Annotated in this window: 27 protein-coding genes; 14 read left to right on the top strand and 13 right to left on the bottom strand. The window is 67.7% G+C overall.

The window, feature by feature from the left end; all coding sequences use genetic code 11:
- Nucleotides 1-10: 10 nt before the first annotated feature.
- From CMV14_RS27405 to CMV14_RS13995, 3 genes are read right to left on the bottom strand one after another with little or no spacing between them, the layout of a single operon-like run.
- A complete protein-coding gene (locus CMV14_RS27405) occupies nt 11-133 on the bottom strand; it encodes a hypothetical protein (RefSeq protein WP_255250165.1) in 123 nt (40 codons plus the stop codon).
- A gap of 44 nt (nt 134-177) precedes the next feature.
- Nucleotides 178-402 (bottom strand): hypothetical protein, encoded by a 225-nt coding sequence (locus tag CMV14_RS14000; protein ID WP_066963175.1) that lies wholly within the window; start codon nt 400-402, stop codon nt 178-180.
- A gap of 1 nt (nt 403) precedes the next feature.
- Entirely contained in the window at nt 404-751 is a 348-nt protein-coding gene (locus tag CMV14_RS13995) for a hypothetical protein (RefSeq protein ID WP_139114708.1), read from the bottom strand.
- A 185-nt stretch (nt 752-936) separates the two neighbouring features.
- On the opposite strand from CMV14_RS13995, the gene CMV14_RS13990 reads away from it, so the two are divergent.
- Nucleotides 937-1380 (top strand): DUF5990 family protein, encoded by a 444-nt coding sequence (locus CMV14_RS13990; protein WP_066963181.1) that lies wholly within the window; start codon nt 937-939, stop codon nt 1378-1380.
- A gap of 384 nt (nt 1381-1764) precedes the next feature.
- On the opposite strand, the gene CMV14_RS13985 is transcribed toward CMV14_RS13990, so the two are convergent.
- Nucleotides 1765-3147, bottom strand: coding sequence for a M28 family peptidase (locus CMV14_RS13985; RefSeq protein WP_066963184.1), 1383 nt, complete (start codon nt 3145-3147; stop codon nt 1765-1767).
- A 104-nt stretch (nt 3148-3251) separates the two neighbouring features.
- Here CMV14_RS13985 and ettA point away from each other — a divergent pair, with 104 nt between their 5' ends.
- Nucleotides 3252-4931: an energy-dependent translational throttle protein EttA gene (gene ettA, locus CMV14_RS13980; RefSeq protein WP_066963187.1), complete on the top strand. Its 1680-nt coding sequence runs from the start codon at nt 3252-3254 to the stop codon at nt 4929-4931.
- A 113-nt stretch (nt 4932-5044) separates the two neighbouring features.
- Here the strand turns inward: ettA and CMV14_RS13975 are convergent, their stop codons facing one another.
- Together CMV14_RS13975 and CMV14_RS13970 are read right to left on the bottom strand one after the other, a co-directional pair.
- Nucleotides 5045-5461 carry a hypothetical protein gene (locus tag CMV14_RS13975; RefSeq protein WP_066963190.1) on the bottom strand — a complete coding sequence of 139 codons (417 nt, stop codon included), beginning with the start codon at nt 5459-5461 and terminating at the stop codon, nt 5045-5047.
- Nucleotides 5462-5531: 70 nt separating this feature from the next.
- The gene (locus tag CMV14_RS13970) at nt 5532-6164 is read right to left on the bottom strand and encodes a carbonic anhydrase (protein ID WP_066963194.1); all 633 of its coding nucleotides are present in this window, start codon (nt 6162-6164) and stop codon (nt 5532-5534) included.
- Between the two features lie 67 nt (nt 6165-6231).
- Here CMV14_RS13970 and lipA point away from each other — a divergent pair, with 67 nt between their 5' ends.
- Nucleotides 6232-7170: a lipoyl synthase gene (lipA, locus tag CMV14_RS13965; RefSeq protein ID WP_066963197.1), complete on the top strand. Its 939-nt coding sequence runs from the start codon at nt 6232-6234 to the stop codon at nt 7168-7170.
- Between the two features lie 4 nt (nt 7171-7174).
- Nucleotides 7175-7660 (top strand): type II toxin-antitoxin system RatA family toxin, encoded by a 486-nt coding sequence (locus CMV14_RS13960; protein WP_066963200.1) that lies wholly within the window; start codon nt 7175-7177, stop codon nt 7658-7660.
- On the opposite strand, the gene CMV14_RS13955 is transcribed toward CMV14_RS13960, so the two are convergent.
- Together CMV14_RS13955 and CMV14_RS13950 are read right to left on the bottom strand one after the other, a co-directional pair.
- Nucleotides 7597-8133 carry a CinA family protein gene (locus tag CMV14_RS13955; protein WP_066963525.1) on the bottom strand — a complete coding sequence of 179 codons (537 nt, stop codon included), beginning with the start codon at nt 8131-8133 and terminating at the stop codon, nt 7597-7599. The genes CMV14_RS13960 and CMV14_RS13955 overlap by 64 nt on opposite strands.
- On the bottom strand, nt 8130-9296 hold the full coding sequence (locus CMV14_RS13950; protein WP_066963203.1) for a bifunctional 2-C-methyl-D-erythritol 4-phosphate cytidylyltransferase/2-C-methyl-D-erythritol 2,4-cyclodiphosphate synthase: 1167 nt from the start codon (nt 9294-9296) through the stop codon (nt 8130-8132). The genes CMV14_RS13955 and CMV14_RS13950 overlap by 4 nt, the downstream gene beginning before the upstream one ends.
- Nucleotides 9297-9512: 216 nt before the next feature.
- Here CMV14_RS13950 and dusB point away from each other — a divergent pair, with 216 nt between their 5' ends.
- From dusB to hflX, 7 genes are all read left to right on the top strand, one after another.
- On the top strand, nt 9513-10514 hold the full coding sequence (gene dusB / locus CMV14_RS13945) for a tRNA dihydrouridine synthase DusB (RefSeq protein WP_066963527.1): 1002 nt from the start codon (nt 9513-9515) through the stop codon (nt 10512-10514).
- Nucleotides 10490-11611 (top strand): two-component system sensor histidine kinase NtrB, encoded by a 1122-nt coding sequence (locus CMV14_RS13940; RefSeq protein WP_066963205.1) that lies wholly within the window; start codon nt 10490-10492, stop codon nt 11609-11611. The genes dusB and CMV14_RS13940 overlap by 25 nt, the downstream gene beginning before the upstream one ends.
- Complete coding sequence (ntrC, locus tag CMV14_RS13935; protein ID WP_066963208.1) at nt 11608-13065, top strand: nitrogen regulation protein NR(I); 1458 nt, start codon at nt 11608-11610, stop codon at nt 13063-13065. Before CMV14_RS13940 ends, ntrC begins: the two co-directional genes overlap by 4 nt.
- 194 nt (nt 13066-13259) lie before the next feature.
- A complete protein-coding gene (locus tag CMV14_RS13930) occupies nt 13260-15461 on the top strand; it encodes a sensor histidine kinase (RefSeq protein ID WP_238147038.1) in 2202 nt (733 codons plus the stop codon).
- 3 nt (nt 15462-15464) lie between these two features.
- Complete coding sequence (gene ntrX, locus CMV14_RS13925; RefSeq protein WP_066963216.1) at nt 15465-16853, top strand: nitrogen assimilation response regulator NtrX; 1389 nt, start codon at nt 15465-15467, stop codon at nt 16851-16853.
- 146 nt (nt 16854-16999) lie between these two features.
- Nucleotides 17000-17482: an RNA chaperone Hfq gene (hfq, locus tag CMV14_RS13920; protein ID WP_066963219.1), complete on the top strand. Its 483-nt coding sequence runs from the start codon at nt 17000-17002 to the stop codon at nt 17480-17482.
- A 15-nt stretch (nt 17483-17497) separates the two neighbouring features.
- Nucleotides 17498-18814 (top strand): GTPase HflX, encoded by a 1317-nt coding sequence (hflX, locus tag CMV14_RS13915; RefSeq protein ID WP_066963222.1) that lies wholly within the window; start codon nt 17498-17500, stop codon nt 18812-18814.
- Nucleotides 18815-18913: 99 nt separating this feature from the next.
- On the opposite strand, the gene mazG is transcribed toward hflX, so the two are convergent.
- Both mazG and CMV14_RS13905 read right to left on the bottom strand, forming a co-directional pair.
- Entirely contained in the window at nt 18914-19654 is a 741-nt protein-coding gene (gene mazG, locus CMV14_RS13910; RefSeq protein WP_066963224.1) for a nucleoside triphosphate pyrophosphohydrolase, read from the bottom strand.
- Nucleotides 19655-19659: 5 nt separating this feature from the next.
- Entirely contained in the window at nt 19660-20550 is an 891-nt protein-coding gene (locus CMV14_RS13905) for a LysR family transcriptional regulator (protein ID WP_066963227.1), read from the bottom strand.
- Nucleotides 20551-20638: 88 nt separating this feature from the next.
- Between CMV14_RS13905 and CMV14_RS13900 the strand changes: the two genes are divergently transcribed.
- Nucleotides 20639-22117 carry a hypothetical protein gene (locus CMV14_RS13900; RefSeq protein WP_066963528.1) on the top strand — a complete coding sequence of 493 codons (1479 nt, stop codon included), beginning with the start codon at nt 20639-20641 and terminating at the stop codon, nt 22115-22117.
- Nucleotides 22114-23103, top strand: coding sequence for a glycosyltransferase family 2 protein (locus tag CMV14_RS13895; RefSeq protein ID WP_238147037.1), 990 nt, complete (start codon nt 22114-22116; stop codon nt 23101-23103). The genes CMV14_RS13900 and CMV14_RS13895 overlap by 4 nt, the downstream gene beginning before the upstream one ends.
- Here the strand turns inward: CMV14_RS13895 and CMV14_RS13890 are convergent.
- Both CMV14_RS13890 and CMV14_RS13885 read right to left on the bottom strand, forming a co-directional pair.
- Nucleotides 23070-23843, bottom strand: coding sequence for an ABC transporter ATP-binding protein (locus CMV14_RS13890; RefSeq protein ID WP_066963229.1), 774 nt, complete (start codon nt 23841-23843; stop codon nt 23070-23072). The two genes, CMV14_RS13895 and CMV14_RS13890, sit on opposite strands and share 34 nt — an antisense overlap.
- Nucleotides 23837-24835, bottom strand: coding sequence for a FecCD family ABC transporter permease (locus tag CMV14_RS13885; RefSeq protein ID WP_066963232.1), 999 nt, complete (start codon nt 24833-24835; stop codon nt 23837-23839). The genes CMV14_RS13890 and CMV14_RS13885 overlap by 7 nt, the downstream gene beginning before the upstream one ends.
- 48 nt (nt 24836-24883) lie before the next feature.
- Here CMV14_RS13885 and CMV14_RS13880 point away from each other — a divergent pair, with 48 nt between their 5' ends.
- Nucleotides 24884-25717, top strand: coding sequence for an ABC transporter substrate-binding protein (locus CMV14_RS13880; RefSeq protein WP_066963235.1), 834 nt, complete (start codon nt 24884-24886; stop codon nt 25715-25717).
- A gap of 106 nt (nt 25718-25823) precedes the next feature.
- On the opposite strand, the gene CMV14_RS13875 is transcribed toward CMV14_RS13880, so the two are convergent.
- Nucleotides 25824-26537, bottom strand: a complete 714-nt coding sequence (locus CMV14_RS13875; protein ID WP_066963239.1) for a hypothetical protein — start codon at nt 26535-26537, stop codon at nt 25824-25826.
- Nucleotide 26538: the final 1 nt, after the last annotated feature.

The following is a 26538-nucleotide window of genomic DNA, read 5'->3' as shown; positions in this document are numbered from 1 at the left end:
CGTGTCATGTTCATTTTTTCAGCAGATGTTCGAAACCACCCTTCAGCGAAGGGGCGGAGGCGTTCGGCTTGGGCGGCGCTTCCTTCTTCGGCTTTCGGATTTCCTTGCTGCTTTTGCGCTGGCCCTTCGCCATGGTCGGTCCTTTCAGATGTCGGGTAGGACGGGAGGGGGATACCGCTAGCGGTCGTTCGTCACGGCCAGATAGGCGGGCTGCCAGCAGGTCCAGGCGGCGATCGATGGCCAATGGGCGGCGCTTCCCGGGATGCGAAGATGATTGGCGCTGTCGGCATGGCGCTGCGCCAGTTCGGCATATCGTCGTCGCAGCCCCGGTTCACGGGCGAACTGGGCGCGCAGCAGGGCTGCCTGCCGCAGGCGATCGAGCAGTCGCGTGTCGCAGCGCATGTCAGGCGTTCGCCAGGCCACGATCCGGATTCTCGCTCAAAAGGGAATCGATCGGGCACGGCAGGACGAAATGCGCGAGCCGGTGAAGGCGGACCCGTTCGCCTCGGGCCTCGCGGGCTTCCGCGGCGACGGCTTCGATGCCCCAGCTTTTGGCGGCCTTCGCCGCTATCGCGCGGACGTTCTCAAGCGTCGAATCGCGCGCGCGATCCAGCTGGATGGCTTCCTGAGCCCGGCACAATGTCACGGATGGATACATGGGCGACAGCTTTCCTCGTCGCTGGGCGACGACAGGATCTGCCGCTTTCACATATGGGGAGCCAGCGCTGCCGATGTGCGATCCGGCAACCACGAGCAGCGGCCGGCGAGTTGTAGGTGGCGTGCGAAGCGTGAATTTACAAGGCGGCATATTGGTCGGATAGCTATTCGATGCGCTGAAGGATTTGCCGGGCTGGCTCGACAGCAGGTTGGCCCGCCCGGCGATACGGCGCGGGCTGGAGATTCCCAGGCGGGGGCCGAGGGCGCTATGCTGCGGTCATGGCCAGGGCAGACCAGACCGAAATCCGCATGCGGATCGTGATCGAACAACCTGTCGCGGGCGTCGTTCACAGCCTGCAGGCCGGAAATGACGGCGTGCTCGACCCGAAGGCTTCCGCCGATGGTGAGGCCCTGTCCTTCGACTTTCCAATCCGCGTCGCGCCCGGCCCCAAATTCTTCGGCGATCAGGTGCGGCGTGAGGGGCCAGAGCGGCGCTTCGTCTATATCCGTATCGGGCAACTGGCCGGCGATCCCGCCTCGCCCTGGTCGCGCCGGATGAAGATCGACATCCACGATATCCCGCAGGACATGCTCGACCGTGCTGCGCGGGGCGATGGCGCCGTCATCCAAACGGTCGTCCATGGCACTGGCGCGGATGGCACGCCGGCCTGCGCCACCCTGCGTCCGCTTCGGCGAAGGCTGGAAATGCCGGCGCGGGGATGAGCCCATCAGCGTCGTCGCCCCGGCGGAGGCCGGGGCCGCCACGCTGCTCGCGATGAGATCGCCGCAGGAGCCGCTCACGGCCCCGGCCTCCACCGGGGCGACGGTCGTATCGGCGCGCGTTTTGCGGGGAACGCACGCAGCGAATCTGTCTATATTCCCTTTTTGTTCTTTACTTGTGGGTTCCGGCTTGCTGGGATGATCGCCGTCGCCGGCCGATCCGCCGGGGCTCCTTCTCATGACAGGTGAAAATGGGCAATGCCCCGCCGCGGCCGGCGGCACGCCTCCCCACAGGCCCCTCCGAACAAAAAACAAAAAAAACGGACGATCAACCCCATGCACCCGGGGTTGTTAAGAGTCGTTCGCAGCCAGGCCGCCTTGCGGCGGCTATTTCCTCGGCGGCACCGGCCCGTAATCGGTCGAGTCGTTCGCCGCGACCGCCAGCATCGCCGTCCACGCGGCGACATTCTGGCGAAGCTGTGCCGGATCGACCTTGTCGAGGGTGTCGTCAGGCGTGTGGTGAAGATCGAAATAGCGGGTCCCGTCCTGGCTGAGCGCCAGCACCGGGATGCCCAGCTTCTGGATTTCCGAGATGTCCGATCCGCTGGCGTCGCCATTCTTGCCGCCCTGGACGATGCCCAGCGGGGCCAGCGCAGCCGCGATCGGCTTCATCGCCGGCAGGGCGGCGTCCGCCACCGAGGTCTGGAAGCGCCAGATACGGTCCGCGCCGAAGTCGGATTCGGCCAGGAAATGGTGCTTCTCCTCCTTGTGCTTCTCGCGATAGTCGACCCCGCCGAACAGGCCGATCTCCTCCGATCCGAACCAGACGACGCGGATCGTGCGCAGCGGCTGGCCGGCGTCCATGATCCGTTTTGCGGCGGCGGTGGTGATCGCGACGCCGGCGGCATCGTCGATCGCGCCCGTCCCCTGGTCCCAGCTGTCGAGATGCCCCCCGACCAGCACGATCGGCAACGACGGGTCACGGCCCGGCACCTCGGCGATCACGTTGCCCGAGGTCCGCTTGCCGGCCATCTTCGCGGTCACGCGGAGCGCGATCGTCACCGGCTGGCCGCGCTTCAGGACACGTTCCAGCTGGTCGGCATCGGGATTGGCCAGCGCCAGCGCCGGGATCGGCGCGGCGCCGTCCTTCCAGTCCTGGCTGCCGGTGTGCGGATTGCGATGCTCGTCGGTGCCGATCGAGCGGATCAGGATCGCCGCCGCGCCTTTCTGGGAGGCGATCGAGGGGCCGATGCGCCGGATCTGGCCGACCGGGCCGTAATGCGATCCGTCCTGCGCCGCCGCCATGCGGTGGGTCACGAAGACGATCTTGCCCTTGATGCTCGCCGGATCGGCGGCCTCCAGCGCGGCCAGGCTGTCGAAACCGACCAGTTCGGCCTTCAGGCCCTTGGGGCCGGTGCCGCCGCTGTTGCCGAGCGCGGCGAGGGTGAGCGGCTGGGGGAAGGGGGCGACGATCTCGGCGGAGGCGTCGCCGCGCTCCCAATAGGGCACCTCGAACGTCTCGACCCGGACATTGGCGAAGCCGAGCGCCTTGAGCTTCGCCACCGCCCAGTCGCGGGCGCGCGCCTCGGCGTCGCTGCCGGCCTTGCGGGGGCCGATCTCGGTGGTCAGGCCTTCGGTGATCTCCCAGGCGAGGTCGTCGGTCAGCGCGGCGTCGCGAAGCCGGGCGCTTTCTGGCGGAGCGGCCTGGGCGAGGAGGGGGGAGGAAAGGGCGGTGGTGGCGGCGAAGGCCAGCGTCAGAAATTTCTTCATGGGGTTGGAGGCTAGCCACCCGCTCCCTATTTGCCAATTGCCCTGTCGTCGGTTAGTGGCGGCGGCGATTTCCAGCCTGATCTACCCAACGAGGTTCGCGACCGATGGCCGTGCAATACAGCTTTGTGATGAAGGGTCTCACCAAGACCTTCCCCGGCGCCAACAAGCCGCTGTTCAACAATATCCACCTGCAGTTCCTGCCGGGCACGAAGATTGCGATCATCGGCGTCAACGGTGCCGGCAAGTCGACCCTGATGAAGGTCATGGCCGGCATGGACACCGAATATTCCGGTGAGGCCTGGGCCGCCGAAGGCGTGTCGGTGGGCTATCTGCCGCAGGAGCCCCAGCTCAACCCGAAGAAGACCGTCAAGGAAAACGTCATGGACGGCGTCCGCGAGGTGGCCGACATGATCGATCGCTTCAACGCGATTTCGGCGGAGATGGGCGATCCCAAGGACGATACCGACTTCGACGCGCTGATGGAGGAGATGGGCGTCCTCCAGGAGAAGATCGACGCGGCCGACGGCTGGACGCTCGACAACCAGCTCGAAATCGCGATGGAGGCGCTGCGCTGCCCGCCCGGCGACTGGTCCGTGGACGGCCTTTCGGGCGGTGAGAAGCGCCGCGTCGCGCTGTGCCGCCTGCTCCTCGAGAAGCCCGACATCCTGCTGCTCGACGAGCCGACCAACCACCTCGATGCCGAAAGCGTTGCCTGGCTGGAGCAGCATCTGATCGATTATCCGGGCAACGTCATCCTCGTCACCCACGATCGCTACTTCCTCGACAATGTCGTCGGCTGGGTGCTGGAGCTCGATCGCGGCCGCGGCATCCCGTTCGAGGGCAACTATTCCGCCTGGCTCGAAGCCAAGGGCAAGCGGATGGAGCAGGAGGAACGCGAGGACGCGGGCCGCCAGAAGGCGATCAAGGAAGAGCTGGAGTGGATCCGGCAGAGCCCCAAGGCCCGCCAGACCAAGTCGAAGGCGCGTATCCGCGCGTTCGACGAACTGGTCGAGAAGCAGAACAACCGCGCGCCGGGCAAGGCCCAGATCGTCATCCAGACCCCCGAGCGTCTCGGCGGCAAGGTGATCCAGGCGCAGGGGCTGACCAAGTCCTATGGCGAAAAGAAGCTGTTCGAAGGGCTTGATTTCACGCTGCCCCCCGGCGGCATCGTCGGCGTGATCGGCCCCAACGGCGCGGGCAAGACCACGCTGTTCCGGCTCATCACCGGCCAGGAGACCCCCGACGCCGGCTCGATCGACATCGGCCCGACCGTCAAGCTGGGCTTCGTCGACCAGAGCCGTGACGCGCTCGATCCCAACAAGAATGTCTGGGAGGAGGTGTCCGAGGGTCATGACATCATGACCGTCGGCAAATTCGAGATGTCGACCCGCGCCTATGTCGGCGCGTTCAACTTCAAGGGCGCCGACCAGCAGAAGAAGGTCGGCCAGCTCTCGGGCGGCGAACGCAACCGCGTCCACATGGCGAAGATGCTCCGCAAGGGCGGCAACGTCCTGCTGCTCGACGAGCCGACCAACGACCTCGACGTCGAGACGCTGCGGGCGCTTGAGGATGCTCTCGAGAATTTCGCGGGTTGCGCCGTGGTGATCAGCCACGACCGCTTCTTCCTCGATCGCCTCGCCACCCACATCCTCGCTTTCGAGGGAGACGGCCATGTCGAGTGGTTCGAAGGCAATTTCGAGAGCTATGAGGAAGACAAGCGCCGCCGCCTCGGCGACGCGGCCGACCGTCCGGGGGCCGGTGCCTACAAGAAGCTGACGCGCTGACGACGGCTAAGGCCGGAACCGTCACGGGCCCTGGACGCTACGCGGCCCACTGGTGACGGTTCCGGCCATCGCCGGGCGAAAAGGGCGGGAGGGTGGGGCTCCCGTCCGGAAACTCACATATATTTCATCGGGTCGGGCGTCGGCAGGTTGCACGCGCTCTGATAGCCCTTCTTGCACATCGCGACCTGCGCCCGCCAATCGCGCATCGCCATCGCATAGGCATTCTGCTGGCGGATGAAGGTCGCGTCGGTCGACAGCACATCGCGATGGTGGTCGCGCAGCGCCTGCTCATAGGCGGCCTTGTCGGCCTCATATTGCTGCTGGTTCAGGTCGTTCTGCGCCTCGGCCACGGCATTGGCGGTCTGCGCCTGGGTGACCGCGCTGCTGACCTGATTGTTCAGCGACTGCGTCTGCGGGACCTCCCGCGCGTCGGCCGCTTGGTGGGCAGGGTCGTTCTTGGTGCCGCTCTGGGCCGCCAGCGGGGCGACGGCAATCAGTGCGGTGATGGCGAGGATCGAACGGGCGAACATCGGAAAGCTCCTCAACAAAAACCTGGGAGCCTTAACGAATGTTAGGAAGTGCGGTTCCCGCGCTCGCGGGTCACGCCGGCGCGAACTGGCCGGTTGCCTCGTCCAGCAGGTGCAGGATTCCGTCGGCGACGGCGAAATAGGCGCCGTGGATGCGCAGCTTGCCGGCCTTTTCCCGCACCGGCACGCAGGGGAAGGTCCGCAGGTTCGCGATCGAGACCTTGACCGCCTCCCATTCCAGCGCGCGGACCGCCGCCTCGCCCTGGCCATGCTCCTCGATCACCCGGTCGCGGGCGTCGTCGAGCAGCGACATCCAGTCGTCGATGAAGCCGCCCTGGCCGACCGGCGCGCCTTCGAAGCGGCGGGTGAGCGCCGCCGCGCAGCCGCCGCAGCTCTGGTGGCCGAGCACGACGATCTCGGGAACCTCAAGCTGGGTGACCGCGAACTCCAGCGCGGCCGACACGCCATGGTGGCCGGGCGATGTCTCGAACGGCGGCACCATGTTGGCGACGTTGCGCACCATGAAGATCTCGCCCGGCGAGGTATCGAAGATGATGGTGGGATCGACGCGGCTGTCCGAACAGGCGATCACCATCAGCTGCGGGTTCTGGCCGGTGGCCAATTTGCTCCAGCGTTCGCGCTGCTGGGTCCAGCCATTGGCCTTGAAGCGCCGATAGCCGTCTACGAGTCCTGAGAAATCAGTCATGGGATGAGCCCCTAATCCCGGCGGTAGGGGCTGGCAAGTGGGGGCCTTATCGCCTATCTGGCCAGGCATGAGCGAAGCATTGCCCACTCCCGCCGCCCCCAAGCAGCGCAAGCCGGACTGGATCCGGGTCAAGGCGCCGATGGGGCAGGCCTTTTCGGACACCAAGGCGCTGATGCGCCGCCTCAACCTCGCCACGGTGTGCGAGGAAGCGGCTTGCCCGAATATCGGCGAGTGCTGGACGAAGAAGCACGCGACGGTGATGATCCTGGGCGACACCTGCACCCGGGCCTGCGCCTTCTGCAACGTCAAGACCGGCATGCCGCGCGCGGTCGATCCGATGGAGCCGCAGCACACCGCCGATGCGGCCGCCGAGCTGGGTCTGGAGCATATCGTCATCACCTCGGTCGATCGCGACGACCTGCCCGATGGGGGGGCGAAGCAGTTCGTCAAGGTGATCGAGGCGCTACGCCGGACGACGCCCAAGACCACGATCGAGATACTCACCCCGGATTTCCGCAACAAGGCCGATGCCGCGATCGAGATGATCGTCGCGGCCCGCCCGGACGTCTACAACCATAATCTCGAGACGGTGCCGCGCCTCTATCCGACGATCCGGCCCGGCGCGCGCTATTATGCGTCCCTGCGCCTGCTGGAGACGGTCAAGCGGCTTGATCCGACGATCTTCACCAAGTCCGGCCTCATGGTCGGTCTGGGCGAGGAGCGGATGGAGGTCCACCAGGTGATGGACGACATGCGCTCGGCCGACATCGATTTCCTGACGATGGGCCAATATCTCCAGCCGACGCCGAAGCACGCCAAGGTGATGGATTTCGTCGCACCCAAGACCTTCGAGGCCTATGCCGCGATCGCCCGGGCCAAGGGCTTCCTGCTGGTCGCGGCGACCCCGCTGACCCGCTCGAGCTACCATGCCGGCGACGATTTCGTGAAGCTGCGCGATGCGCGGAACGCCGAGCTGGCGCGCAAGGCGGCGATTACCGGAGCCTGAGATAATGCCCCGGCATCACGAGGTCCGGACGCTGCCCTACAGCCCCGAGCAGATGTACGATCTGGTCGCCGATGTCGCGCGCTATGGCGAGTTCCTGCCGTGGGTGTCGGCGGTGCGGATCCGTTCGGACGGGCCGACCGAGATGGTCGCGGACCTGATGGTGGGCTTCAAGGCGCTGCGCGAGAAGTTCACCTCCAAGGTGACCAAGCAGCGGCCGGCCAGCATCCATGTCGATTATCTCGACGGGCCGCTCAAATATCTCCGTAACGACTGGAAATTCGCGCCCGACGGCAAGGGCGGCACGCTGGTCGACTTCGCGATCGAGTTCGAGTTCAAGTCGCGCATCTTCGAGATGATCGCGGGCCAGGTGTTCGACCGGGCGCTCAGGATGATGATCGGCGCTTTCGAGGAGCGCGCGGCGAAGCTTTACGGTTCCTCGGCCAGCGTCGCGCCCGGCATCAGCAGTTCGAGCGCGCACAGCGCCGCCTGAAGGCGGACGCCGCCTCGGCCGAGATCGCCGAAATGGCGCTTGTCGGCGACGATATCCTCGGGATCGGCGCCCTTTTCGGCGCGGCCGAACACAACGGTTCCCACCGGCTTCTTCTCGCTGCCGCCGCCGGGCCCCGCGACTCCGGTGATCGACACCGCGACATCGGCGCCGCTCTTGTCCAGCGCGCCCCGTGCCATCGACCAGGCGACCGCGATCGACACCGCGCCGAAGGTTTCGATCATCTCCACCGAAACACCGATCATCGAGACCTTGGCCTCGTTCGAATAGGTGACGAAACCCTGCCCGAACACGTCCGACGATCCCGGGATTTCCGTGAGCGCGGCGGAGACGAGGCCGGCGGTGCAGCTCTCGGCGACCGCGATCTTGCGGCCGGCGGCGCGGTTCGCGTCGATTACCCGGCGGGCGGCCTCGACCAGTTCGGCGGGCAGGAGGGTGTCTTTATGCTCGGTCACGCTGATGTCCTGCACTGCTGGATAAGAGGGGCGCGCACGGTGGCAATCGCCTGGGCGGCGATTCCCTCACGCCGGCCGGTAAAGCCGAGCCGTTCGGTGGTGGTGGCCTTGACGCTGACCTGCCCGGCCCGGATCCCCAGCAGCGCGGCGATCCGGTCGCGGATCGCGTCGCGATGCGGGCCGATCTTGGGCGCCTCGCAGATGATCGTCACATCGACATGATCGATGACCCCGCCGGCTGCGCGCACCAGATCGCGGGCATGGGCCAGGAAGATTTCCGAATCGGCCCCTTTCCAGCGGGCGTCGCTCGGCGGGAAATGGCTACCGATGTCGCCGGCGGCGATCGTGCCGAGCAGTGCATCGGTCAGCGCGTGCAGCGCGACATCGGCGTCGCTGTGGCCCGCCAGGGCGCGATCATGCGCGATGCGGACCCCGCCGAGCTGCACGGCATCGCCGCTGGTGAAGCCGTGGACGTCGAACCCCTGCGCGGTGCGGCTGATCAGCATGCGGTCCTCTGCCGCCTCGAAATCGACGGGAAAGGTGAGCTTGTCGAGCGCGCTGTCCCCCTCCACGATCGCAACCGACAGGCCGGCGGCGCGCGCCACCTGGGCGTCGTCGGTTGCCTCACGCCCCTCGTTCCAGATGCGGTGTGCGCCGAGGATCGCGTCGCGCCTGAAGACCTGTGGGGTCTGGATGCGATGGAGGCCGTCCCGCGACACGGTATCCCCGAGCAGCCCATCGCCGCGCGCCAGCGTATCGGCGACGGCCAGCGCGGGGACGGCGCCATCGCTGCCGTCGAGCGCGGCGAGCAGGCGGCCGATGACCGCCGCCGACAGGAAGGGGCGGGCGGCGTCGTGGATCAGCACGATGTCGGCCTCGATCGCCTCCAGCCCGGCGATGACCGAGTCCCGGCGGGTCGCACCGCCCCTGACGGGCGGGGGCAGGGCGCGGCCATCGATCGCTTTGGCGTAGAGGGCGTCCTGGCCTTCGCCGATCACCACCTGCACCACATCGATCGCCGGAAAGGCCGCCAGCGCGTCGACGGTATGGGCGATGACGGCCTTGCCGCCGACCGGGCGATATTGCTTGGGCACGCCCTCGCCGCTGCGCGCACCCTGTCCGGCGGCGACGATCAGCGCGGCAATCTTCGGCGTCCCCGTCATCGGCGCGCGCTTTAGGCGTGCTCCGCGCCATAAACAAGCGTCGCCCCGGCGGAAGCCAGGGCCGGCGGTGAACCCTTGCGACGCCCGGCCGATATATCTCTTACGGCCCCGGCGTCCGCCGGAGCGACGGCGTTGGACAGATTCGATCAACGTTTCCTTGCCCCTTCGCCGCATTGCAGCTAGAGCGATGCCGCTTTTTTAGGCAATATGGCTCTCATGACACCGACGCTGCGTCCCATCCACATCGGTCCCGTGCGGATCGACAGCCCCGTGATTCTCGCGCCGATGACCGGCGTGAGCGATCTGCCGTTCCGCAAGGCGGTGCGCGGTTTCGGATCGGGGCTCAACGTCACCGAGATGATCGCCAGCCAGGCCGCGATTCGCGAGACCCGCCAGTCGCTCCAGAAGGCGCTTTGGGACCCGGCCGAGGAGCCGGTGTCGATGCAACTGGTCGGCTGCACCCCCAAGGAGATGGGCGAGGCGGCGAAACTGAGCCAGGACAAGGGCGCCGCGATCATCGACATCAACATGGGCTGCCCGGTCCGCAAGGTCGTCAACGGCGATGCGGGGTCGGCGCTGATGCGGCAGCCCGATCTGGCGGTCGAGATCGTCAAGGCGACGGTCGCGGCGGTCGAGGTGCCCGTCACGCTGAAGATGCGGATGGGCTGGGACCATGACAGCCTGAACGCGCCCGAACTGGCGCGGATCGCCGAGGATGTCGGCGTGAAGATGATCACCGTTCACGGCCGCACCCGCTGCCAGATGTACAAGGGCTCGGCCGACTGGGCGTTCGTGCGCAGGGTGAAGGAAGCCGTGACGATCCCGGTGATCGTCAATGGCGACATCTGCTCGATCGATGACGCGGTGACCGCGCTGGACCAGTCGGGCGCGGATGGCGTGATGATCGGGCGCGGCGCCTATGGGCGGCCGTGGCTGCTCAGCCAGGTGATGCATTATTTCGCGACCGGCGAGCGCCGGCCCGATCCGAGCAATGAGGAACAATATCATCTGATCCTGGCGCATTACCATGCGATGCTCGAACTTTACGGGAAAGAGGTCGGCGTCAACATGGCGCGCAAGCATATCGGCTGGTACACCAAGGGCCTGCCCGGTTCGGCCGAGTTCCGCAACAAGGTGAACCAGGAGCCCGATGCCGCGACGGTGATCGCGATGCTCGGCGAATTCTACGCACCATGGCTCTCCCGGGCGGCAGCCTGATCCGCTTCGCCCGGCGCGGCGCGGCGCCCGACCGGGCGCTCGAAGCCCCGTCTCCGGCGGAGATCATGGCGGCGATGGCGACCGCCGTGCTGGTGATCGATCCCGACGGCCAAGTGGTGGAGATCAACGCCGCCTGCGAGTCGCTGTTCAACCTCAGCCGTGCCCAGATCGTCGGAAGGGGCGTGCTCGATGCCATCGGTCATCCGCTCGATACGATGCCCAGCGACGCGCCCTTCGCCGCCTATGACATCGACATCGTCCTGCCGGGGCATCGCCGCATGCGGGTCGACCTGATGGTGGCGCCGCTGCCGGACCGGCTGGGCTGGCGCGCGGTTTCGATCCACGGCCATGCCCGCAGCGCGATCGGCGCCCGCTCGGTGGATCGCGAGGGCGGCACACGTACCGCCGTCGCCGCGGCGGCGATGCTGGCGCACGAGGTGAAGAACCCGCTTTCGGCGGTGCGCGGCGCGGCGCAGCTGCTGGAGACGACCTGCGACGCGGAATCGCGGGACCTGACCCGGCTGATCCGCGAGGAGGTCGATCGTGTCGCCGCGCTGATCGACCGGATGCAGGGCTTCACCGATACGCGCCCGATCGAGATGACCCCGCAGAACATCCACGCCATATTGGGTCATGCGCGGGAAGTGGCGCTGAAGGGCTTCGCGCGAGGCCGCACGATCCGGGAGATCTATGATCCGTCGCTGCCGGCGGTGCTGGGCCATCGCGATTCGCTGATCCAGATCCTGATCAACCTGCTCAAGAATGCCGCCGAGGCGATGGGCGATGCTCCTGGGGCCATCACGTTGACGACCGCCTATCGCCATGGCGTCTCGATGCGCCGCGCCGACGGCAATGCCCGTCAGCCCTTGCCGATCGAGCTGTGCGTGATCGACGAGGGACCGGGCGCCTCTCCAGAAATCGAGGGCCATTTGTTCGATCCGTTCGTCACCACCAAGCGTACCGGATCGGGCCTGGGCTTGGCCCTGGTCGAGAAGCTGGTCTCGGACCAGGGGGGGATCATCGAATATGCACGCGAGGGAAGCCCGGCGAAGACGGTGTTCCGCCTGTTGCTCCCGCGTGCGCGGGTGACGGCATGACCGGCGGCGCGGGCAGGGTTCTGGTCGTCGACGATGACGGCGCGATCCGCACGGTGGTGCGCGAGGCGCTGCGCCGCGCGGGCCATATCGTCGAGACGGCCGCCTCGGTCGCTGAGCAGCGCCGCCTGTTCGCCAGCTTCGATCCGCAGGTGCTGGTCACCGACGTGATGCTGCCGGACGGCAACGGTCTCGATATCATTCCCGAGATGCTCGAGAAGAATCCCGGCCTGCCGGTGATCGTCCTGTCGGCGCAGAACACCTTCACCACCGCGCTGCGCGCAACCGAGCAGGGCGCGTTCGACTATCTTCCCAAGCCGTTCGATCTCGGCGAGCTGACCCGTGCGGTTTCCGATGCGCTTGCCGCCCGTGCGGCTTCGGGCGCCACGCTTCCCGATGGCGAGGATGCCGAGGACCTGCCGCTGATCGGTCGCTCGCCGCCGATGCAGGAGGTCTATCGCACGATCGCCCGCGTCGTCGCCAACGACCTCACCGTGCTGGTGCTGGGGGAGTCGGGCACCGGCAAGGAACTGGTGGCGCGGGCGATCCACGATTTCGGGCCGCGTTCCTCGGCACCGTTCGTCGCGATCAACATGGCGGCGATCCCGCGCGAACTGATCGAATCCGAGCTGTTCGGCCATGAGCGCGGCGCCTTTACCGGCGCGCAGGCGCGTTCGGCCGGCCGCTTCGAGCAGGCGCAGGGCGGCACGCTGTTCCTCGACGAGATCGGCGATATGCCGATGGAGGCGCAGACCCGGCTGCTGCGCGTGCTCCAGGCCGGCGAGTTCACCACGGTGGGCGGCACCCGTTCGATCCGCGCCGACGTCCGCATCATCGCCGCGACCCACAAGGACCTTCCCCGGCTGATCGCCGACGGTGGCTTCCGCGAAGACCTTTATTACAGGCTCAACGTCGTGCCGATCCGCTTGCCGTCGCTGCGCCAGCGCGGCGACGATATCGGCGAGCTGGCGCGCTTCTTCCTCGATCGCGCCGCCGCCGACGGCCTGCCGCGCAAGATGCTGGATCCCGGCGCGGTGGCGCGGCTCGCCCAGCATGGCTGGCCCGGCAATGTCCGCGAGCTGGAGAATCTGATGCGGCGCCTGGCGGTGCTGAGTCGTGAGGACGTCATCAGCGCGACGATGGTCGAGCAGCAGCTCCAGCATCCGGTGTCGGTCGAGGCGCTGCCCCTCACGGCTACCGGCAGCGGCGGGCTCGCCGATGCGGTCGAGCAGCATCTCGCCCGCTATTTTGCTACCTTCGGCCGCGATCTGCCGCCCGACGGTCTCTACGATCGAATTCTCGCCGAGGTTGAACGGCCGTTGCTCGAACTGAGCATGGCTGCGGCGAAGGGCAACCAGCTGCGCGCCGCGCGCCTGCTCGGGATCAACCGGAACACGCTGCGCAAGAAGCTGACCGACTTGCAGATCGACGCAGGCGCTGCCAAGCGCTCGGATTAGCATCGCCGCATCGTCGCATTCCGTTGATGTGGTCCGCGCGCCACATCGCCCATCCTGCCTAATCGCCGTAGCGACGCCCCGCTTCGACCAAATGCACGTTAACTGTGTTCCGCAGGACACGGCCTTGTGGTAATCCAGCCACGATGGTGGCGTATACTCTCGCATTTCGGCGATGGCGCAAGCGCGCTGCGGCGATGTGGCGCCCGCGGCGGCTGATGCCGCTGATCGAGATCGCCGCGCCGATCCTCACCCTGCTGATCGTCGTCGTCAGCTATCATATCATCACGGCGAGCGGCACGCTGGAGGTGACGCTCTCGCCGACGGTCGTGGCGCTGCTGCTGGGGGCCAACCTTCTCGCTTTCATGGGCCTGATGGTGCTCGCCGCCCGCCGGGTGGCGCTGCAACGGGCCGCGCGGTCGGAACTGGGCGGCAGGGCGCGGCTTCACGTGCGCCTTGTCGCCTTCTTCTCACTGATCGCGACGGCGCCGACCCTGCTCGTCGTGGTGTTCGCCTCGCTGCTGTTCCAGCTCGGCACCGAATTCTGGTTCTCGGACAAGGCGCGGGTCGTCCTGCGCAGTTCGGAGAGCGTGGCGCAGGCCTATGTGACCGAGAGCAAGGAGCGGCTGCTGGGCGACATCATCGCGATGTCGGGCGACGTGCGCAACGTGCTGACCGCGACCACGATCGACGATCCCCGCTTCGCGCCCTTCTTCGCCCGGCAGGTCGCCTATCGCGGCATCAGCGAAGCGGCGATCATCAATATCGATCGGGCGGGGCAGGCGCAGCTGATCGCCCTGGCCAACCTCGACAAAAGGGCGCTCGACAAGCGCCTGCCGCCGGCGACCCTGCCGTTCCTGCAGGGCGGTCAGCCGCGCATCACCGCCGAGGCCGGCGACAGGATCGAGGGCACGATCCTGCTCGACGCGGCAAGCCGCACCTATCTCTATATCTCGCGCCAGTCGGATCGCGACGTGCTGGCCCAGGCGGCGCGGGCACGCTCTGCGCTGGGCGACTATGTGGCGACGGTCGACCGCGCGCGCGCGCTCCAGATCCGGTTCAACATCCTGCTGATGATCGTCGCGCTCGCCATCCTCGGCATCGCCATCTGGGTGGCGATGACGGTGGCGGACCGACTGGTCCGGCCGGTCAACGAGCTGGTGGCGGCCGCGCGAAAGGTGGCGGCGGGCGACCTGACCGCACGCGTGGACATCGTTCCTACGCCCGACGAGATCGGCACGCTGGGCAGCGCCTTCAACCGCATGACCCGCAAGCTGGGCGAGCAGACCGGCGCGCTGGTTTCGGCCAACGAGCAGCTCGAAAGCCGCAGCGCCTTCATCGAGGCGGTGCTGGCCGGCGTGACAGCGGGCATCGTCTCCGTCGACGGCGAGCGGCGGATCACCCTGGTCAACGCCTCGGCCCGCGCGATGCTGGCCCTCGAAGAGCCGGTCGAGGGGAGGATGCTCGCCGAGGTTTCGGCCGATCTCGACAAGGTGCTCGATAGCGCGGACCGCGAGGTTGTGGTCCAGACCGTCATCGCCGGCGAGCCGCGAACCCTGTCGGTGCGGTCGGTTACCGCCGAGGGCGCCAAGGTGCTGACCTTCGACGACATCACCCAGCGTCTCGCCGACCAGCGCCGCGCCGCCTGGGCAGACGTCGCCCGCCGCATCGCACATGAGATCAAGAACCCGCTCACCCCCATCCAGCTTGCGGCCGAGCGGTTGCAGCGGCGCTATGGCAAGGAGATAGAGTCCGACCCCGGGGTGTTCGAACGGCTGACCGCGACGATCATCCGCCAGGTCGGCGACATGCGCCGCATCGTCGACGAATTCTCCTCCTTCGCGCGCATGCCGAAGCCCGCCTTCCGGGCCGAGGCGATCGTCGACATCGCCCGGCAGGCGATGTTCCTGCAGGAGGTGGCGCATCCGGCGATCAGCTTCAGCCTCGACAGCGAGGGACTGGCGCCGACGATGGTCTGTGATCGCCGCCAGCTCGGCCAGGCCCTCACGAATCTTGTCAAGAATGCCGTCGAAGCCATTGAAGAAAATAAGGATCAGCATGCGCCTGGCGTGATCGCGATGACGATCAGGGTCGAATCCAGCCGGCTTCGCCTGGTGCTGGCTGACAATGGCCCCGGCCTTCCCGCCGAACGCGAGCGGCTCACCGAGCCCTATATGACGACCCGCAAGCGTGGCACCGGTCTCGGCCTCGCCATCGTGCGCAAGATCGTCGAGGACCACCTTGGCACCCTGGCGCTGCGCGACCGGCCCGGTGGTGGGACGATCGTCGAACTCGATTTCGACCTGGAGGCGTTGGCCACTATCGATGCCAGCGAGGCGGGCACGGGCGACGCCGAGGAAGCGAAATTTCCCGAACTGAAGCGAAGTGGAACAGGCTGAGGCATGGCGCTGGAAATCCTGATTGTCGATGATGAAGCCGATATCCGCGATCTCGTGGCGGGAGTGCTGGAGGATGAGGGCTATGCCGCCCGCACCGCCGCCGACAGCGACGCGGCGCTGGCCGCGATCGACGAGCGGCGGCCGTCGCTGGTGCTGCTCGACGTGTGGCTGCAGGGGTCTCGGCTCGACGGGCTCGACCTGCTCGACGAGATAAAGCGGCGCGACCCCAGCCTGCCGGTGCTGATGATCTCGGGCCATGGCAATCTCGACACGGCGGTCGCCGCGATCCGGCGGGGCGCGACCGACTTCATCGAGAAGCCGTTCGAAGCCGAGCATCTGCTGCTGCTCGTCGGCCGTGCCACCGAGACCGACCGGCTGCGCCGCGAGAATGCGACGCTTAAGGCCCAGATCGGCCAAGAGGAGGAGCTGACCGGCAGCTCGGGCGCGATCAACGGCATTCGCGCGACGCTGAAACGGGTCGCCGCGACCGGCAGCCGGGTGCTGATCAGCGGCCCCGCCGGGGTCGGCAAGGAGGTGGCGGCACGGCTGCTTCACCTGTGGAGCAACCGCGCCACCGCGCCCTTCATCGTCGTCAGCGCGGCGCGGATGGAGCCCGAGCGGGTCGAGGAGGAACTGTTCGGCGTCGAGGAGAATGGCGAACTGATCCGCCCCGGCCTGCTCGAACAGGCGCATGGCGGCACCCTGTTCCTCGACGAGATCGCCGATATGCCGCTTACCACCCAGGCGAAGATATTGCGGGTGCTGACCGAGCAGGCGTTCAACCGGGTCGGCGGCCAGCGGATTGTCAAGGTCGACGTCCGCGTCGTCTCCGCGACCGCGCGGAACCTTTCGGACGAGATTGCCGGGGGCCGCTTCCGCGAGGATCTCTATTACCGGCTCAACGTCGTGCCCGTGACGATCCCGGCGCTGGCCGAGCGGCGCGAGGATATTCCGGCGCTGGTCGAGCATTTCCTGGCCCGCTACGCCTCCGAGCGGCGCGTGCCGACCCCGGCGGTGACCGAGGACGCCGTGGGCGCGCTGCAGACCTATGACTGGCCGGGCAATGTCCGCCAGCTGCGCAACATCGTCGAACGGACGATGATCCTGGCGCCGGGCGACCGGATCGGCCGGATCGAACTCGACATGCTGCCGGCGGAGATATTGAGCGACCAGGCCCGGCTTGCCCCCGGCGAGGCGGCGCGATCGATCATGGGCACGCCGCTGAGGGAAGCGCGCGAGACCTTCGAGCGCGAATATCTGCGCGTCCAGATCCGCCGCTTCTCGGGGAATATATCGAAGACAGCCTCCTTCATCGGCATGGAGCGGTCGGCATTGCACCGGAAGCTGAAGACGCTGGGGCTGGTCGATCCGCGCGAGGGCGAGGAGGAATGAGTTCCAAATTTGCTGCAACTGCGAAGTGGACGCGGCCGATTCGCTAGGGTATCATGGCGACAGCCCCGCATAGGGTGTGGGCAGCACGACGCCATGCAACGGCGCAATCAGCGGGTCATGAGCCCGCCAAGACCGGAGACCGGCATATGGCCGACAAGGTCAATAATCTTCAGGATATCTTCCTCAACTCGGTCCGTAAGACCAAGACGCCGGTGACAATGTTCCTCGTCAAGGGCGTCAAACTCCAGGGTATCATTACCTGGTTCGACAATTTCTCGGTCCTCCTGCGCCGCGACGGCCAGTCGCAGCTGATCTACAAGCACGCCATCTCGACAGTGATGCCTGCGCATCCGATCGACATGGCCGAGATCGACAAGGGTTTCGAGGAGAAGAAATCCCACCTGCTGCAGGAGGTGTTCCTCTCGGCGGTGCGCAAGGCGCGCGAGCCGGTGACGATGTTCCTCGTCAATGGCGTGATGCTCCAGGGCGAGATCGCGGCCTATGACCTGTTCTGCATGCTGCTGCGTCGCGACGGCCTGAGCCAGCTCGTCTACAAGCACGCTATTTCGACCGTGCAGCCGGCTCATCCGATCAATCTCGCCGAGATCGACAACGATGACGAGGATTGAGCGTTCTAACCGCTCATGAGCGTTTTCAACCGCGAGGACGATGACGGGTTGAGCCGCGGCGCACGGGCGCTCGTGGCTCTTCCCGAACGCGCGGGCGACAACCCGCGCAGCGCCGAGGCGCGCCTCGACGAGGCGGCCGGGCTGGCCGCCGCGATCGGCGTCGATGTGGTCGAGAAGCTGGCCTTTCGCCTGCGCGATCCCAAGCCGGCCACGCTGTTCGGTTCGGGCCAGGTCGACCAGATCGCGCTCGCCGCGCGGATGGGCGAGGCCGAGCTGATCATCGTCGATGCGGCGCTGACGCCGATCCAGCAGCGCAATCTGGAGAAAGCCACCGAGGCGAAGGTGATCGACCGAACCGGCCTGATCCTGGAAATCTTCGGCGAGCGCGCGGCGACCGCCGAGGGCCGGTTGCAGGTTGAGCTTGCCCATCTCGACTATCAGGCGGGCCGGCTCGTGCGGAGCTGGACCCACCTCGAGCGGCAGCGCGGCGGCTTCGGCTTCCTGGGTGGCCCGGGCGAAACCCAGATCGAGGCCGACCGCCGGCTGATCCGTGATCGCATGGCGAAGCTGCGCCGCGAGCTGGAGCAGGTGCGCCGCACCCGGGGTCTGCACCGCGCCCGGCGCCAGCGCGCGCCCTGGCCGGTGATCGCGCTGGTCGGCTATACCAACGCCGGCAAGTCGACCCTGTTCAACCGGATGACGGGGGCGAAGGTGATGGCCGAGGACCTGCTGTTCGCCACGCTCGATCCGACGATGCGGCAGATCAGCCTGCCGGGGCTCGACAAGGCAATCCTGTCCGACACGGTGGGTTTCGTCTCCGACCTGCCGACCCAGCTGGTCGCGGCCTTCCGCGCGACCCTGGAAGAGGTGACCGGCGCGGACATCATTCTCCACGTCCGCGACATCGCCCATCCTGACAGCGACGCGCAGGCGGGCGATGTGCTGGCGGTGCTGGGCGAAATCGGCGTCGGCCCGAAGGCGCCGGACGCGGAGGCCGGCGAGGGCGCGCCGATCATCGAGGTGTGGAACAAGATCGACATGCTCGACGAGGACAGCCGCGCGGCGACCTTGGCGGAAGCCGAGCGGCGCGAGGATGTCGTCACCCTGTCAGCGCTGACCGGGGACGGTGTCGAGGACCTTCGCCGCTTCGTTTCCGATCGCCTGTCGACGGGCAATCGGGTGCGAACCCTGTCGGTGCCGGTCGGCGACGGCGCGGCGCTGGCCTGGCTCCACGCCAATGGCGAGGTGATCGGGCAGGAAGTGGAGGGCGACATGATGATCGTCGAGGTCCGGCTGTCGGACAAGGATCTGGCGCGCTTCGAAGCGCGGTAAGGGATCGGGCGTCGCCCCGGCGGAGGCCGCGGCCGCAAGAGGCTCCTGCGACGACCGGATGGCACACGCTTGCGGCCCCGTCCTCCGCCGGGGCGACGGTCAAGCGGCTTTCTTCCTTTTCGCTTCCACCCACAGCGCTTCCTTCTCATCCAGGCTCAGCCCGGCGAAGGCGTCGCCGGCCATCTCCTCCATCGCCCGGAAGCGCCTCTCGAACTTGGCATTGGCCGCGCGCAGCGCCGCTTCCGGGTCGATGCCGAGCTTCCTCGCCCAGTTGACCACGGCGAACAGCAGGTCGCCCATCTCCTCGAAGCGGTGATCGTTGGAGCGCGCCTCGCGTACCTCGTCGATCTCCTCCGCCACCTTCTCGCGCGCGCCCTCGTCATCGGGCCAGTCGAAACCTGTGCGCGCGGCACGCTTCTGGAGCTTCTCGGCGCGGAGCAGGGCGGGGAGGGCACCCGCCACGCCGGCCAGCGCGCTGTCGTCCTCCGACTTCCCCGCGCGCTCGGCGGCCTTGATCTCCTCCCAGCCGGGGCTGGCGCCGTTGCCGAACACATGCGGGTGGCGGCGGATCATCTTGGCACTGATCGAATCGAGCACGTCCTTCAGGTCGAAGGCGCCCGCCTCCTCCGCCATCCGGGCGTGGAACACGACCTGGAGCTGGAGGTCGCCCAGCTCGTCGCGCAGCCCATCCATGTCGCCGCGCTCGATCGCGTCGGCCACCTCATAGGCTTCCTCGATCGTATAAGGCGCGATGGTCGCGAAATCCTGTTCGATATCCCAGGGGCAGCCCGTCTCAGGATCGCGCAGGCGGGCCATGATGTCGCGAAGTTCTTCAATCATGCCAGCTATTTGTCCCAGGGTGCCAAGGGCGAGAAAAGCGTACGAAAATGCTCGACGAAGGCGCGGGCATTGGGGGCGTCCTCGGCACCGCGCGGCTGCACCGCATAGATGGCCACGTCGGTTGCGCCGCGATAGCCGGGCAGGATGCGCACGAGATCGCCGTCGCGCAGCGCCGGCCCGACATCCCAGGTCGATCGCAGCGCGATGCCCAGCCCGGCAAGGCTGAGGTCACGCGCCACCTCGCTCGAATTGGTCCTGACGACGCTGTGGCCCTCGACCGTCACCGGGCCGTCCGGGCCTTCCAGCCGCCAGGGAAGCTGGTGGACGGCGGCGAGCAGGCGGTGGCCCCCCAGATCGCCGAGGCTTTGTGGGGTGCCATGTTCGGCCAGATAGGCGGGGGCGGCGCAGAGGATGCGGTGATTTTCCGCAAGCCTGTGCGCGACCAGCGACCCGGCCGGCTGGGCTGCGATCCGGATCGCAACGTCGATCCGCTCGCCCAGCAGATCGATGAAGCCATCGTCGAGATCGAGGCTCAGTTCGAGGCGCGGGTAGCGTTCGAGCAAGGGTTTGAGATGGGGAACGATGTGGAGCCGCCCGAAGGAGGTAGGGGCGGAGACCCGCAACGGCCCGCCGGGCTGGCCGACCCGCCCGGCCACCCGCGCCTCGGCCGCGCGGGTCGCTTCGAGGATGCGGCGGATATCCTCGTAGAAGGCCTGGCCGACATCGGTAAGGACGAGCCGCCGCGTGGTGCGGTGGACCAGCGTTGCGCCCAGCCGGGATTCCAGCCGCGCCAGTCGTTTCGACACCATCGCCGGCGAGATGCGCAGCCGCCGCCCCGCCGCCGACAGGCTGCCGGCCTCGACGATGGCGACATAGAGCGCATAATCCTCCTGCATCGCTTCCTGCTGCCCCAAGGCCGGTTGCAAAGCCACCCCTAATCCCGGATGAGGGGCAGCGTTGGTTGCGGATGAGGGGCGGGGGCGCGTGATCCGGCGGATGCTGTTCCACCTGGCCTGTGTGGTGGCGCTGGCCTGGCCGGCCTTCCTCAACGGCCAACCCTTTTATTTCCCCGACAGCACCGCCTATGTCCGCGCCGCCGACAGCGCGGCCTATATCTTCTCGGGCCATCGCATCCGCAGCGAATGGACCGCGCATTATGCCCGATCGCTGGAGCCCGGCGGCAAGGTGCGCGACGCCGATCGCCATGTCAGCCCGCGCGGCAACGATCTGGGCACCGAGAGCATCATGGCGGGGCGATCGCCCTATTTCGGCGCGCTGCTATGGCTGTCCTACATGCTGGGGCGCTTCTGGCTGTTCGTCCTGGGGCAGGCGGCGATCGCCTATGCGCTGATCCGGCTCACCCTCAGGCTGTTCGGGCTGGCGCGGCCCTTGGTCGTCGCGGGGACGGTCGCCGCGCTGGCCCTGCTGACCAGCCTGCCGTTCTTCACCGGCCTGCTGATGCCCGATCTGCTCGCGGGTTTCGGCATTCTGGCCTTCCTGTTGCTCGCAATCGAGCGTGGCCGGCTTGCGCCCGCCGAGCGATGGAGTCTCTACGCACTGATGGCGGCCTCCGCCGTGGCGCACCTGACCCATATCCTCGTCATCGCCGCGATGGTGGCGGTGCTGCTCGTCTGGGGACTGGTGGCGCGATGGCCGAGGCGGCGTTTCCTGCCGCTGGCCGGCAGTGGCGCGACGATCGTGCTGATCGGGCTGCTGTCGGTGATGCTGACCAGCGCCATGGTCGAGCATGTGTTCGGGCGCAAGCCGCTGCTGGTGCCGCTGCTCACCGCGCGTTTCATCGCCGATGGGCCGGGGCTCGACTATCTCCGAAGCCATTGCCCCGAAGCCGGGTTCGCGGCCTGTGCCTGGGCCGGGCAGGACCATATGGGCGCCGGCGAATTCCTCTGGTCGCATGATCCGAAGGTTGGCGGTTACATGTTCGCGGACACCGCGACGCGCCGTGCGCTCTCGGCCGAGGACAAGGCGTTCGCGCTGGCCGTGCTTGCCGAGTATCCGATCGAGCAGGGCGGACGTATCCTGCGCAACGGCCTGCGGCAGATGCTCCGCTTCGAGGTCGATCTGGCCAACAGCCATTGCGCGACGCCGCCGCATTGCTGGACGTCGCTGCCCCCCCGCGAGCGGGCGACGCTGGCCGCGAGCCCCGCCGGGCGGGGGCTGTGGCCGCAGCGGGGCCTGGCCGGGCTTCATTATGGCGTGGTTGGACTGGCCCTCATCGCCGTCGTCTCCTGCCTCGCGGGCCGCCGCGACCGGGCGGCGCGCGATATCGGTCTGTGGTGCGCGCTGCTGCTGGCCGCGATGGCGGCCAACGCCCTGCTCGGCGGCGGGGTTTCGGAGCCGCAGCCGCGCTATCAGGCGCGGATCATCTGGCTGTTGCCACTGGTGGCGATTGTCGCCGGGTTGGTGTGGCGGCGCCGGCACAGCGTGGCGGAGGTGGATGGATGACAAGCGAAACGACCGGGGCTATCACCGTCGCCATGCAGCCCGATATCGCCGTGATCCTGCCCTGTTACAACGAGGAGGCGGCGATCGGCGCGACGATTGCGGATTTCCGCGCCGCGCTGCCTAGTGCGCGCATTTATGTGTTCGACAACAATAGCAGCGACCGCACCGTCGAGGTCGCGCGGGCCGCCGGCGCGATCGTCCGGACCGAGCGGATGCAGGGCAAGGGCCATGTCGTGCGTCGCATGTTCTCCGACGTCGAGGCCGACATCTATGTGATGGCCGATGGCGATGCGACCTATGATGCGGCTGCCGCACCCGCGCTGATCCAGATGATGCTCGACGAGCGGCTCGACATGGTCGTGGGCGCGCGCAAGTCCGAGGTGGAGGAGGCTTATCGGCGCGGACATCGCTTTGGCAACAAGCTGCTGACGGGAATATTGGCTCGTCTGTTCGGCCGAACTTTTTCCGATATTCTATCGGGTTATAGGGTTTTTTCACGACGCTTTGTGAAAAGTTTCCCGGTGCTGTCGGCGGGGTTCGAGATCGAGACCGAGATCAGCATCCATGCCCTGGAACTGCAGATGCCGGTCGGAGAGGTCGTCACCCAATATGGCGCGCGGCCCGAAGGGTCGGTCTCCAAGCTGTCGACCTATCGCGATGGCTGGCGCATCCTGAGGACGATCGCCAGCCTGTTCCGGCTTGAAAAGCCCGTGCTGTTCTTCGGATCGATCGGGGCCGCGCTGGCGCTGCTCGCCATCGTCCTGGCCATCCCGCTCGCCATCACCTACGCTCAGACGGGCCTGGTGCCGCGCCTGCCTACCGCGCTGCTGTCGACCGGGCTCGTCATCCTGGCGGTGCTCAACTGGTTCTGCGGGCTGATCCTGGCCACGGTGGTGCGCGGGCGGCGCGAGGTGCGGCGGCTCGCCTATCTGAGCTTTGCCGCGCCCGGCGATCAGGACCGGGAAAGCGGCAAGACCACCGCCTGATCCTCGATCGTGCCGGTCCAGGCGCGGATATGGTAGCAGCGCTCCAGATTTTCGGCGGTCAGCACGGCTGAGGGGGTGCCATCGGCGACCAGCCGGCCCTCGTGGATCAGCAGCAGCCGGTCACAGAAGCGCGCCGCCATGGCGAGGTCGTGGAGCACCGCGATCACAAGGCTGCCAGCCGCCGCTTCGGCCTTGAGCAGATCCATCAGCTGCAACTGATGGCCGGGATCGAGCGCGGCGAGCGGCTCGTCGACAATCAGTGCGGTCGCCTCGACCGCCAGCGCGCGTGCGATCAACGCGCGGGCGCGTTCGCCACCCGACAGTTCGGTGACGATGCGGCCGGCGAGATCGCCGATATCGGCGCGCTCCATCGCCCGGCCGATGGCCATCCGGTCCTCGGCGGATACCGCCGAAAAGGGTGCTAGATGCGGCAGGCGGCCCAGTGCGACCAGCCGCTCGACAGTCAGCGGCCAGTGGACCGTCTGACCCTGCGGCAGATAGGCGATGCGGCGCGCGAGCGCGGCGCGCGCGAGGGTGCGGACGTCCGCACCGTCGATGAGGACGCGGCCGGCGGCCGGGACGACCAGGCCGGTGATGGCACGGGCGAGGGTTGATTTGCCCGCGCCATTGGGGCCGATCACGCCGACCAGTGCGCCCGGCGCGATTGCCGCGTCGATGCCGTGCAGCACCTCCGCCGAGCCCAGGGTGACGCGCAGCGCCTCGATCGAAAGGCTCACCATAGCCGCCGCTCGCGCACCAGATGGTAGAGGAATACGGGCACGCCGAGCAGCGCGGTCAGCACGCCGAGACGCAACTCGATCTCGGTCGGGATTAGGCGGACGGCGATGTCCGCCGCCGACAGCAGCGCCGCGCCGCCCAGCGCCGAGGGGATCAGCAGCGCCGAGGGCGAGCGATCGGTCAGCGGGCGGAGCAGGTGCGGGACGATCAGCCCGACGAAGCCGACCGCGCCCGACACCGCGACCGCGCCGCCGACCCCGATCGCGGTGGCGACCAGCAGGCGCAGGCGGAGATGGCCGAGATTCACGCCGAGCGTCTGCGCGGCCTCCTCGCCGAGGGTGAGCGCGTCGAGCGCGCGGGCGTTCCACAGCAGCAGGGCCGCGCCGACCGCGATGCAGGGCAGCGCGAGCAGGATATGATCGAAGCTGCGATCCTCGAGCGATCCCATCAGCCAGCTCATGATCTCCATCGCCGCAAAGGGATTGGGCGCTAGGTTGAGCGCGAGGCTGATCCCTGCGCCGGCCAGCGTGCCGACCGCGATCCCGGCGAGGATCAGCGACAGCGGGCTTTCGGCACGGCCGGCGAGCAATAGCAGCGGGGCGAGGCCGAGCAGGGCGCCGGTTATAGCGAGCAGGGGCAAGGCGAGCGGATGCGCCTGCGACAGGCCATAATAGAGCGCCACGACCGCGCCCAGCGCGGCGGCATTCGAGGTGCCGAGCACCGAGGGTTCGGCGAGCGGGTTGCGCAGATAGCCCTGGAGCACCGCGCCTCCCAGCCCCAGCATCGCCCCGACGAGCAGGCCGAGCAGTGCGCGCGGCAGGCGCAGCTCCAGCAATACCGCGCGCAGCACCGGATCGCCGCCGCCCGCCAGGATATGCGCGATCTCGCCGCTGCCGAAGCGGGTCGGCCCGGTCAGCAGCGATCCCACGCCCAGCAGCAGCGCGGCGAGCGCGAGCAGGGCGATCAGCAGGAGGCGGGGGGAACGGAAGGTCATGTCGGGGCCGGCTTGACCCTAGCGGGGCGATCCCGGATTGAGAAGCCGATGCTCCGCCGCGCCCTCCCATTCTTCCTGGCAGCCATCGCGCTGGGCGGGCCGGCACAGGCCGCGCCCAAGCGCATCGTCTCGCTCAGCCCCTGCGCCGACCAATATCTGCTCGAACTGGCCGATCCGGGCCAGATCGTCGCGCTCAACCGCTTCGCGCGCGATCCGCGCATCTCCTGGGGCTGGCGCAAGGCGATGCGCTATCCGGGCATCCGGGGCAGCGCGGAGGAGATGCTGACCCTCAAGCCCGATCTGGTGTTCAGCTCGGGCTTCGGCACCCCGGCGGCGCTGGCGGTGCTGAAGAGCCGGCATGTGAAGCTGGTGCAGCTGCCCTGGGACGACAGTTTCGAGAGCATCGAGCGAACGGCGCGCCTCGTCGCCGCCGAGATCGGCCATCCCGAACGCGGCGAGGCGCTGGTCGCCACGATGCGCGCGCGGCTGAAGGCGCTGGGGCCACCGCCGGGGCGCGGGCGGGTGGCGGCCTATTATCAGCGGCGCGGCTATCTGACCGGGCAGGGCACGCTGATCGACGAGATGATGCGCCGCGCCGGCTTGGTGAACCTCGCGACCCGTTTGAACCGGCCGATGCTGTCCTATCTTTCGGTGGAGCAGATGGCGGTGGCCCGGCCCGATATCCTGTTCGTCGAGAATGGCCGAACCGTACGCGACAAGGGCACCGAGATGCTCCAGCATCCGCTGCTTCGCCGCGTGATCCCGCCCGCCCGGCATATCGATATCGGCGAGGCGCTGACGACCTGTGGTGGACCTTCCTATCCCGATGCGATGGCGGCGATGGTGCGCGGGATCAGGCAGGCGGATGGAATGGCAAAGTAACGTCATGCCAGCGGAGGCTGGCATCCATGTCTGCATTCTTCTCAGGTGACACCATGGTTGGTGAGAGACATGGACCCCAGCCTTCGCTGGGGTGACCACAACAGGGTCACCGCCCTTCGTCGTCGGCGCCCTTATATTTCAGTTCCAGATAGCGTCCCTGGGTCGCCAGCTTGTCGAGGTCGCCGCTGACGACCTGCTCGCCCATCCGGCGCAGTTCGTCGTCGACGACCTTCAATCCTTCGAGCAGCTGGCGGTCGGGCGAACTGCCATTGCGCTCGGCGCGGCGCATGCCCTCCGGCACCCGCTTATAGCCTTCCACCAGTTCGGGCAGCTCCTCCGCCACCAGCTTGCGGAATTCGAATGCCGCGGGCGCCTTGGGATCGAGCTGGGCGAATTGCGGCCCCAGCGCCTCCAGCTTGATGCCGATCTCGTCGGCGAGCCGCTGGGCGGGGGCGGGGAGCGCGGGGCGCTGCGCTTCCAGCCAGCGTTCGGTCTGCGCCGGGAGCATGGGCAGCTCGCTTTTCGCCATCTGCTGCGGGGTGGGCTCGGGCGCCTGCGGCCAGCCCATGATCCCGAAGAAGGCGACCGCCATCACCACCATCATCAGGAAGGCGCCCATGATGCCGAGCGGGGTCAGGAAGGTGCCGATCAAGCCACCCGCCAGCGCGATCGCGAGCACCGCATAGACGGCATATTTGAGCCGGCGGAAGAAGCCGGCGACGCGGCGGCGATGCTTCTGTATCTCGCGCGGGCTGGTGCGCGACCGGATCCGCTCCAGCACCTCCTCGGCGCGGTCCATCGTGGCGCGGCTGTCGACCATG

It is taken from the genome of Rhizorhabdus dicambivorans (assembly GCF_002355275.1).
Lineage (GTDB): Bacteria > Pseudomonadota > Alphaproteobacteria > Sphingomonadales > Sphingomonadaceae > Rhizorhabdus > Rhizorhabdus dicambivorans.
This window is presented reverse-complemented; position numbering and strand designations above follow the sequence as displayed.

Excerpts from the sequence above, each read along its gene's own strand:
- CMV14_RS13880 (WP_066963235.1), top strand. The coding sequence starts at position 24,884 with ATGCTCCGCCGCGCCCTCCCATTCTTCCTGGCAGCCATCGCGCTGGGC.
- CMV14_RS13905 (WP_066963227.1), bottom strand. The coding sequence starts at position 20,550 with ATGCAGGAGGATTATGCGCTCTATGTCGCCATCGTCGAGGCCGGCAGC.
- hfq (WP_066963219.1), top strand. The coding sequence starts at position 17,000 with ATGGCCGACAAGGTCAATAATCTTCAGGATATCTTCCTCAACTCGGTC.
- CMV14_RS13875 (WP_066963239.1), bottom strand. The coding sequence starts at position 26,537 with ATGGTCGACAGCCGCGCCACGATGGACCGCGCCGAGGAGGTGCTGGAG.
- hflX (WP_066963222.1), top strand. The coding sequence starts at position 17,498 with ATGAGCGTTTTCAACCGCGAGGACGATGACGGGTTGAGCCGCGGCGCA.
- CMV14_RS13895 (WP_238147037.1), top strand. The coding sequence starts at position 22,114 with ATGACAAGCGAAACGACCGGGGCTATCACCGTCGCCATGCAGCCCGAT.
- CMV14_RS13885 (WP_066963232.1), bottom strand. The coding sequence starts at position 24,835 with ATGACCTTCCGTTCCCCCCGCCTCCTGCTGATCGCCCTGCTCGCGCTC.
- lipA (WP_066963197.1), top strand. The coding sequence starts at position 6,232 with ATGAGCGAAGCATTGCCCACTCCCGCCGCCCCCAAGCAGCGCAAGCCG.
- CMV14_RS13990 (WP_066963181.1), top strand. The coding sequence starts at position 937 with ATGGCCAGGGCAGACCAGACCGAAATCCGCATGCGGATCGTGATCGAA.
- CMV14_RS13930 (WP_238147038.1), top strand. The coding sequence starts at position 13,260 with ATGTGGCGCCCGCGGCGGCTGATGCCGCTGATCGAGATCGCCGCGCCG.
- CMV14_RS13985 (WP_066963184.1), bottom strand. The coding sequence starts at position 3,147 with ATGAAGAAATTTCTGACGCTGGCCTTCGCCGCCACCACCGCCCTTTCC.
- CMV14_RS13975 (WP_066963190.1), bottom strand. The coding sequence starts at position 5,461 with ATGTTCGCCCGTTCGATCCTCGCCATCACCGCACTGATTGCCGTCGCC.
- CMV14_RS13960 (WP_066963200.1), top strand. The coding sequence starts at position 7,175 with ATGCCCCGGCATCACGAGGTCCGGACGCTGCCCTACAGCCCCGAGCAG.
- CMV14_RS13970 (WP_066963194.1), bottom strand. The coding sequence starts at position 6,164 with ATGACTGATTTCTCAGGACTCGTAGACGGCTATCGGCGCTTCAAGGCC.
- CMV14_RS27405 (WP_255250165.1), bottom strand. The coding sequence starts at position 133 with ATGGCGAAGGGCCAGCGCAAAAGCAGCAAGGAAATCCGAAAGCCGAAG.
- ntrX (WP_066963216.1), top strand. The coding sequence starts at position 15,465 with ATGGCGCTGGAAATCCTGATTGTCGATGATGAAGCCGATATCCGCGAT.
- CMV14_RS14000 (WP_066963175.1), bottom strand. The coding sequence starts at position 402 with ATGCGCTGCGACACGCGACTGCTCGATCGCCTGCGGCAGGCAGCCCTG.
- ntrC (WP_066963208.1), top strand. The coding sequence starts at position 11,608 with ATGACCGGCGGCGCGGGCAGGGTTCTGGTCGTCGACGATGACGGCGCG.
- CMV14_RS13950 (WP_066963203.1), bottom strand. The coding sequence starts at position 9,296 with ATGACGGGGACGCCGAAGATTGCCGCGCTGATCGTCGCCGCCGGACAG.
- dusB (WP_066963527.1), top strand. The coding sequence starts at position 9,513 with ATGACACCGACGCTGCGTCCCATCCACATCGGTCCCGTGCGGATCGAC.
- CMV14_RS13940 (WP_066963205.1), top strand. The coding sequence starts at position 10,490 with ATGGCTCTCCCGGGCGGCAGCCTGATCCGCTTCGCCCGGCGCGGCGCG.
- CMV14_RS13890 (WP_066963229.1), bottom strand. The coding sequence starts at position 23,843 with ATGGTGAGCCTTTCGATCGAGGCGCTGCGCGTCACCCTGGGCTCGGCG.
- mazG (WP_066963224.1), bottom strand. The coding sequence starts at position 19,654 with ATGATTGAAGAACTTCGCGACATCATGGCCCGCCTGCGCGATCCTGAG.
- ettA (WP_066963187.1), top strand. The coding sequence starts at position 3,252 with ATGGCCGTGCAATACAGCTTTGTGATGAAGGGTCTCACCAAGACCTTC.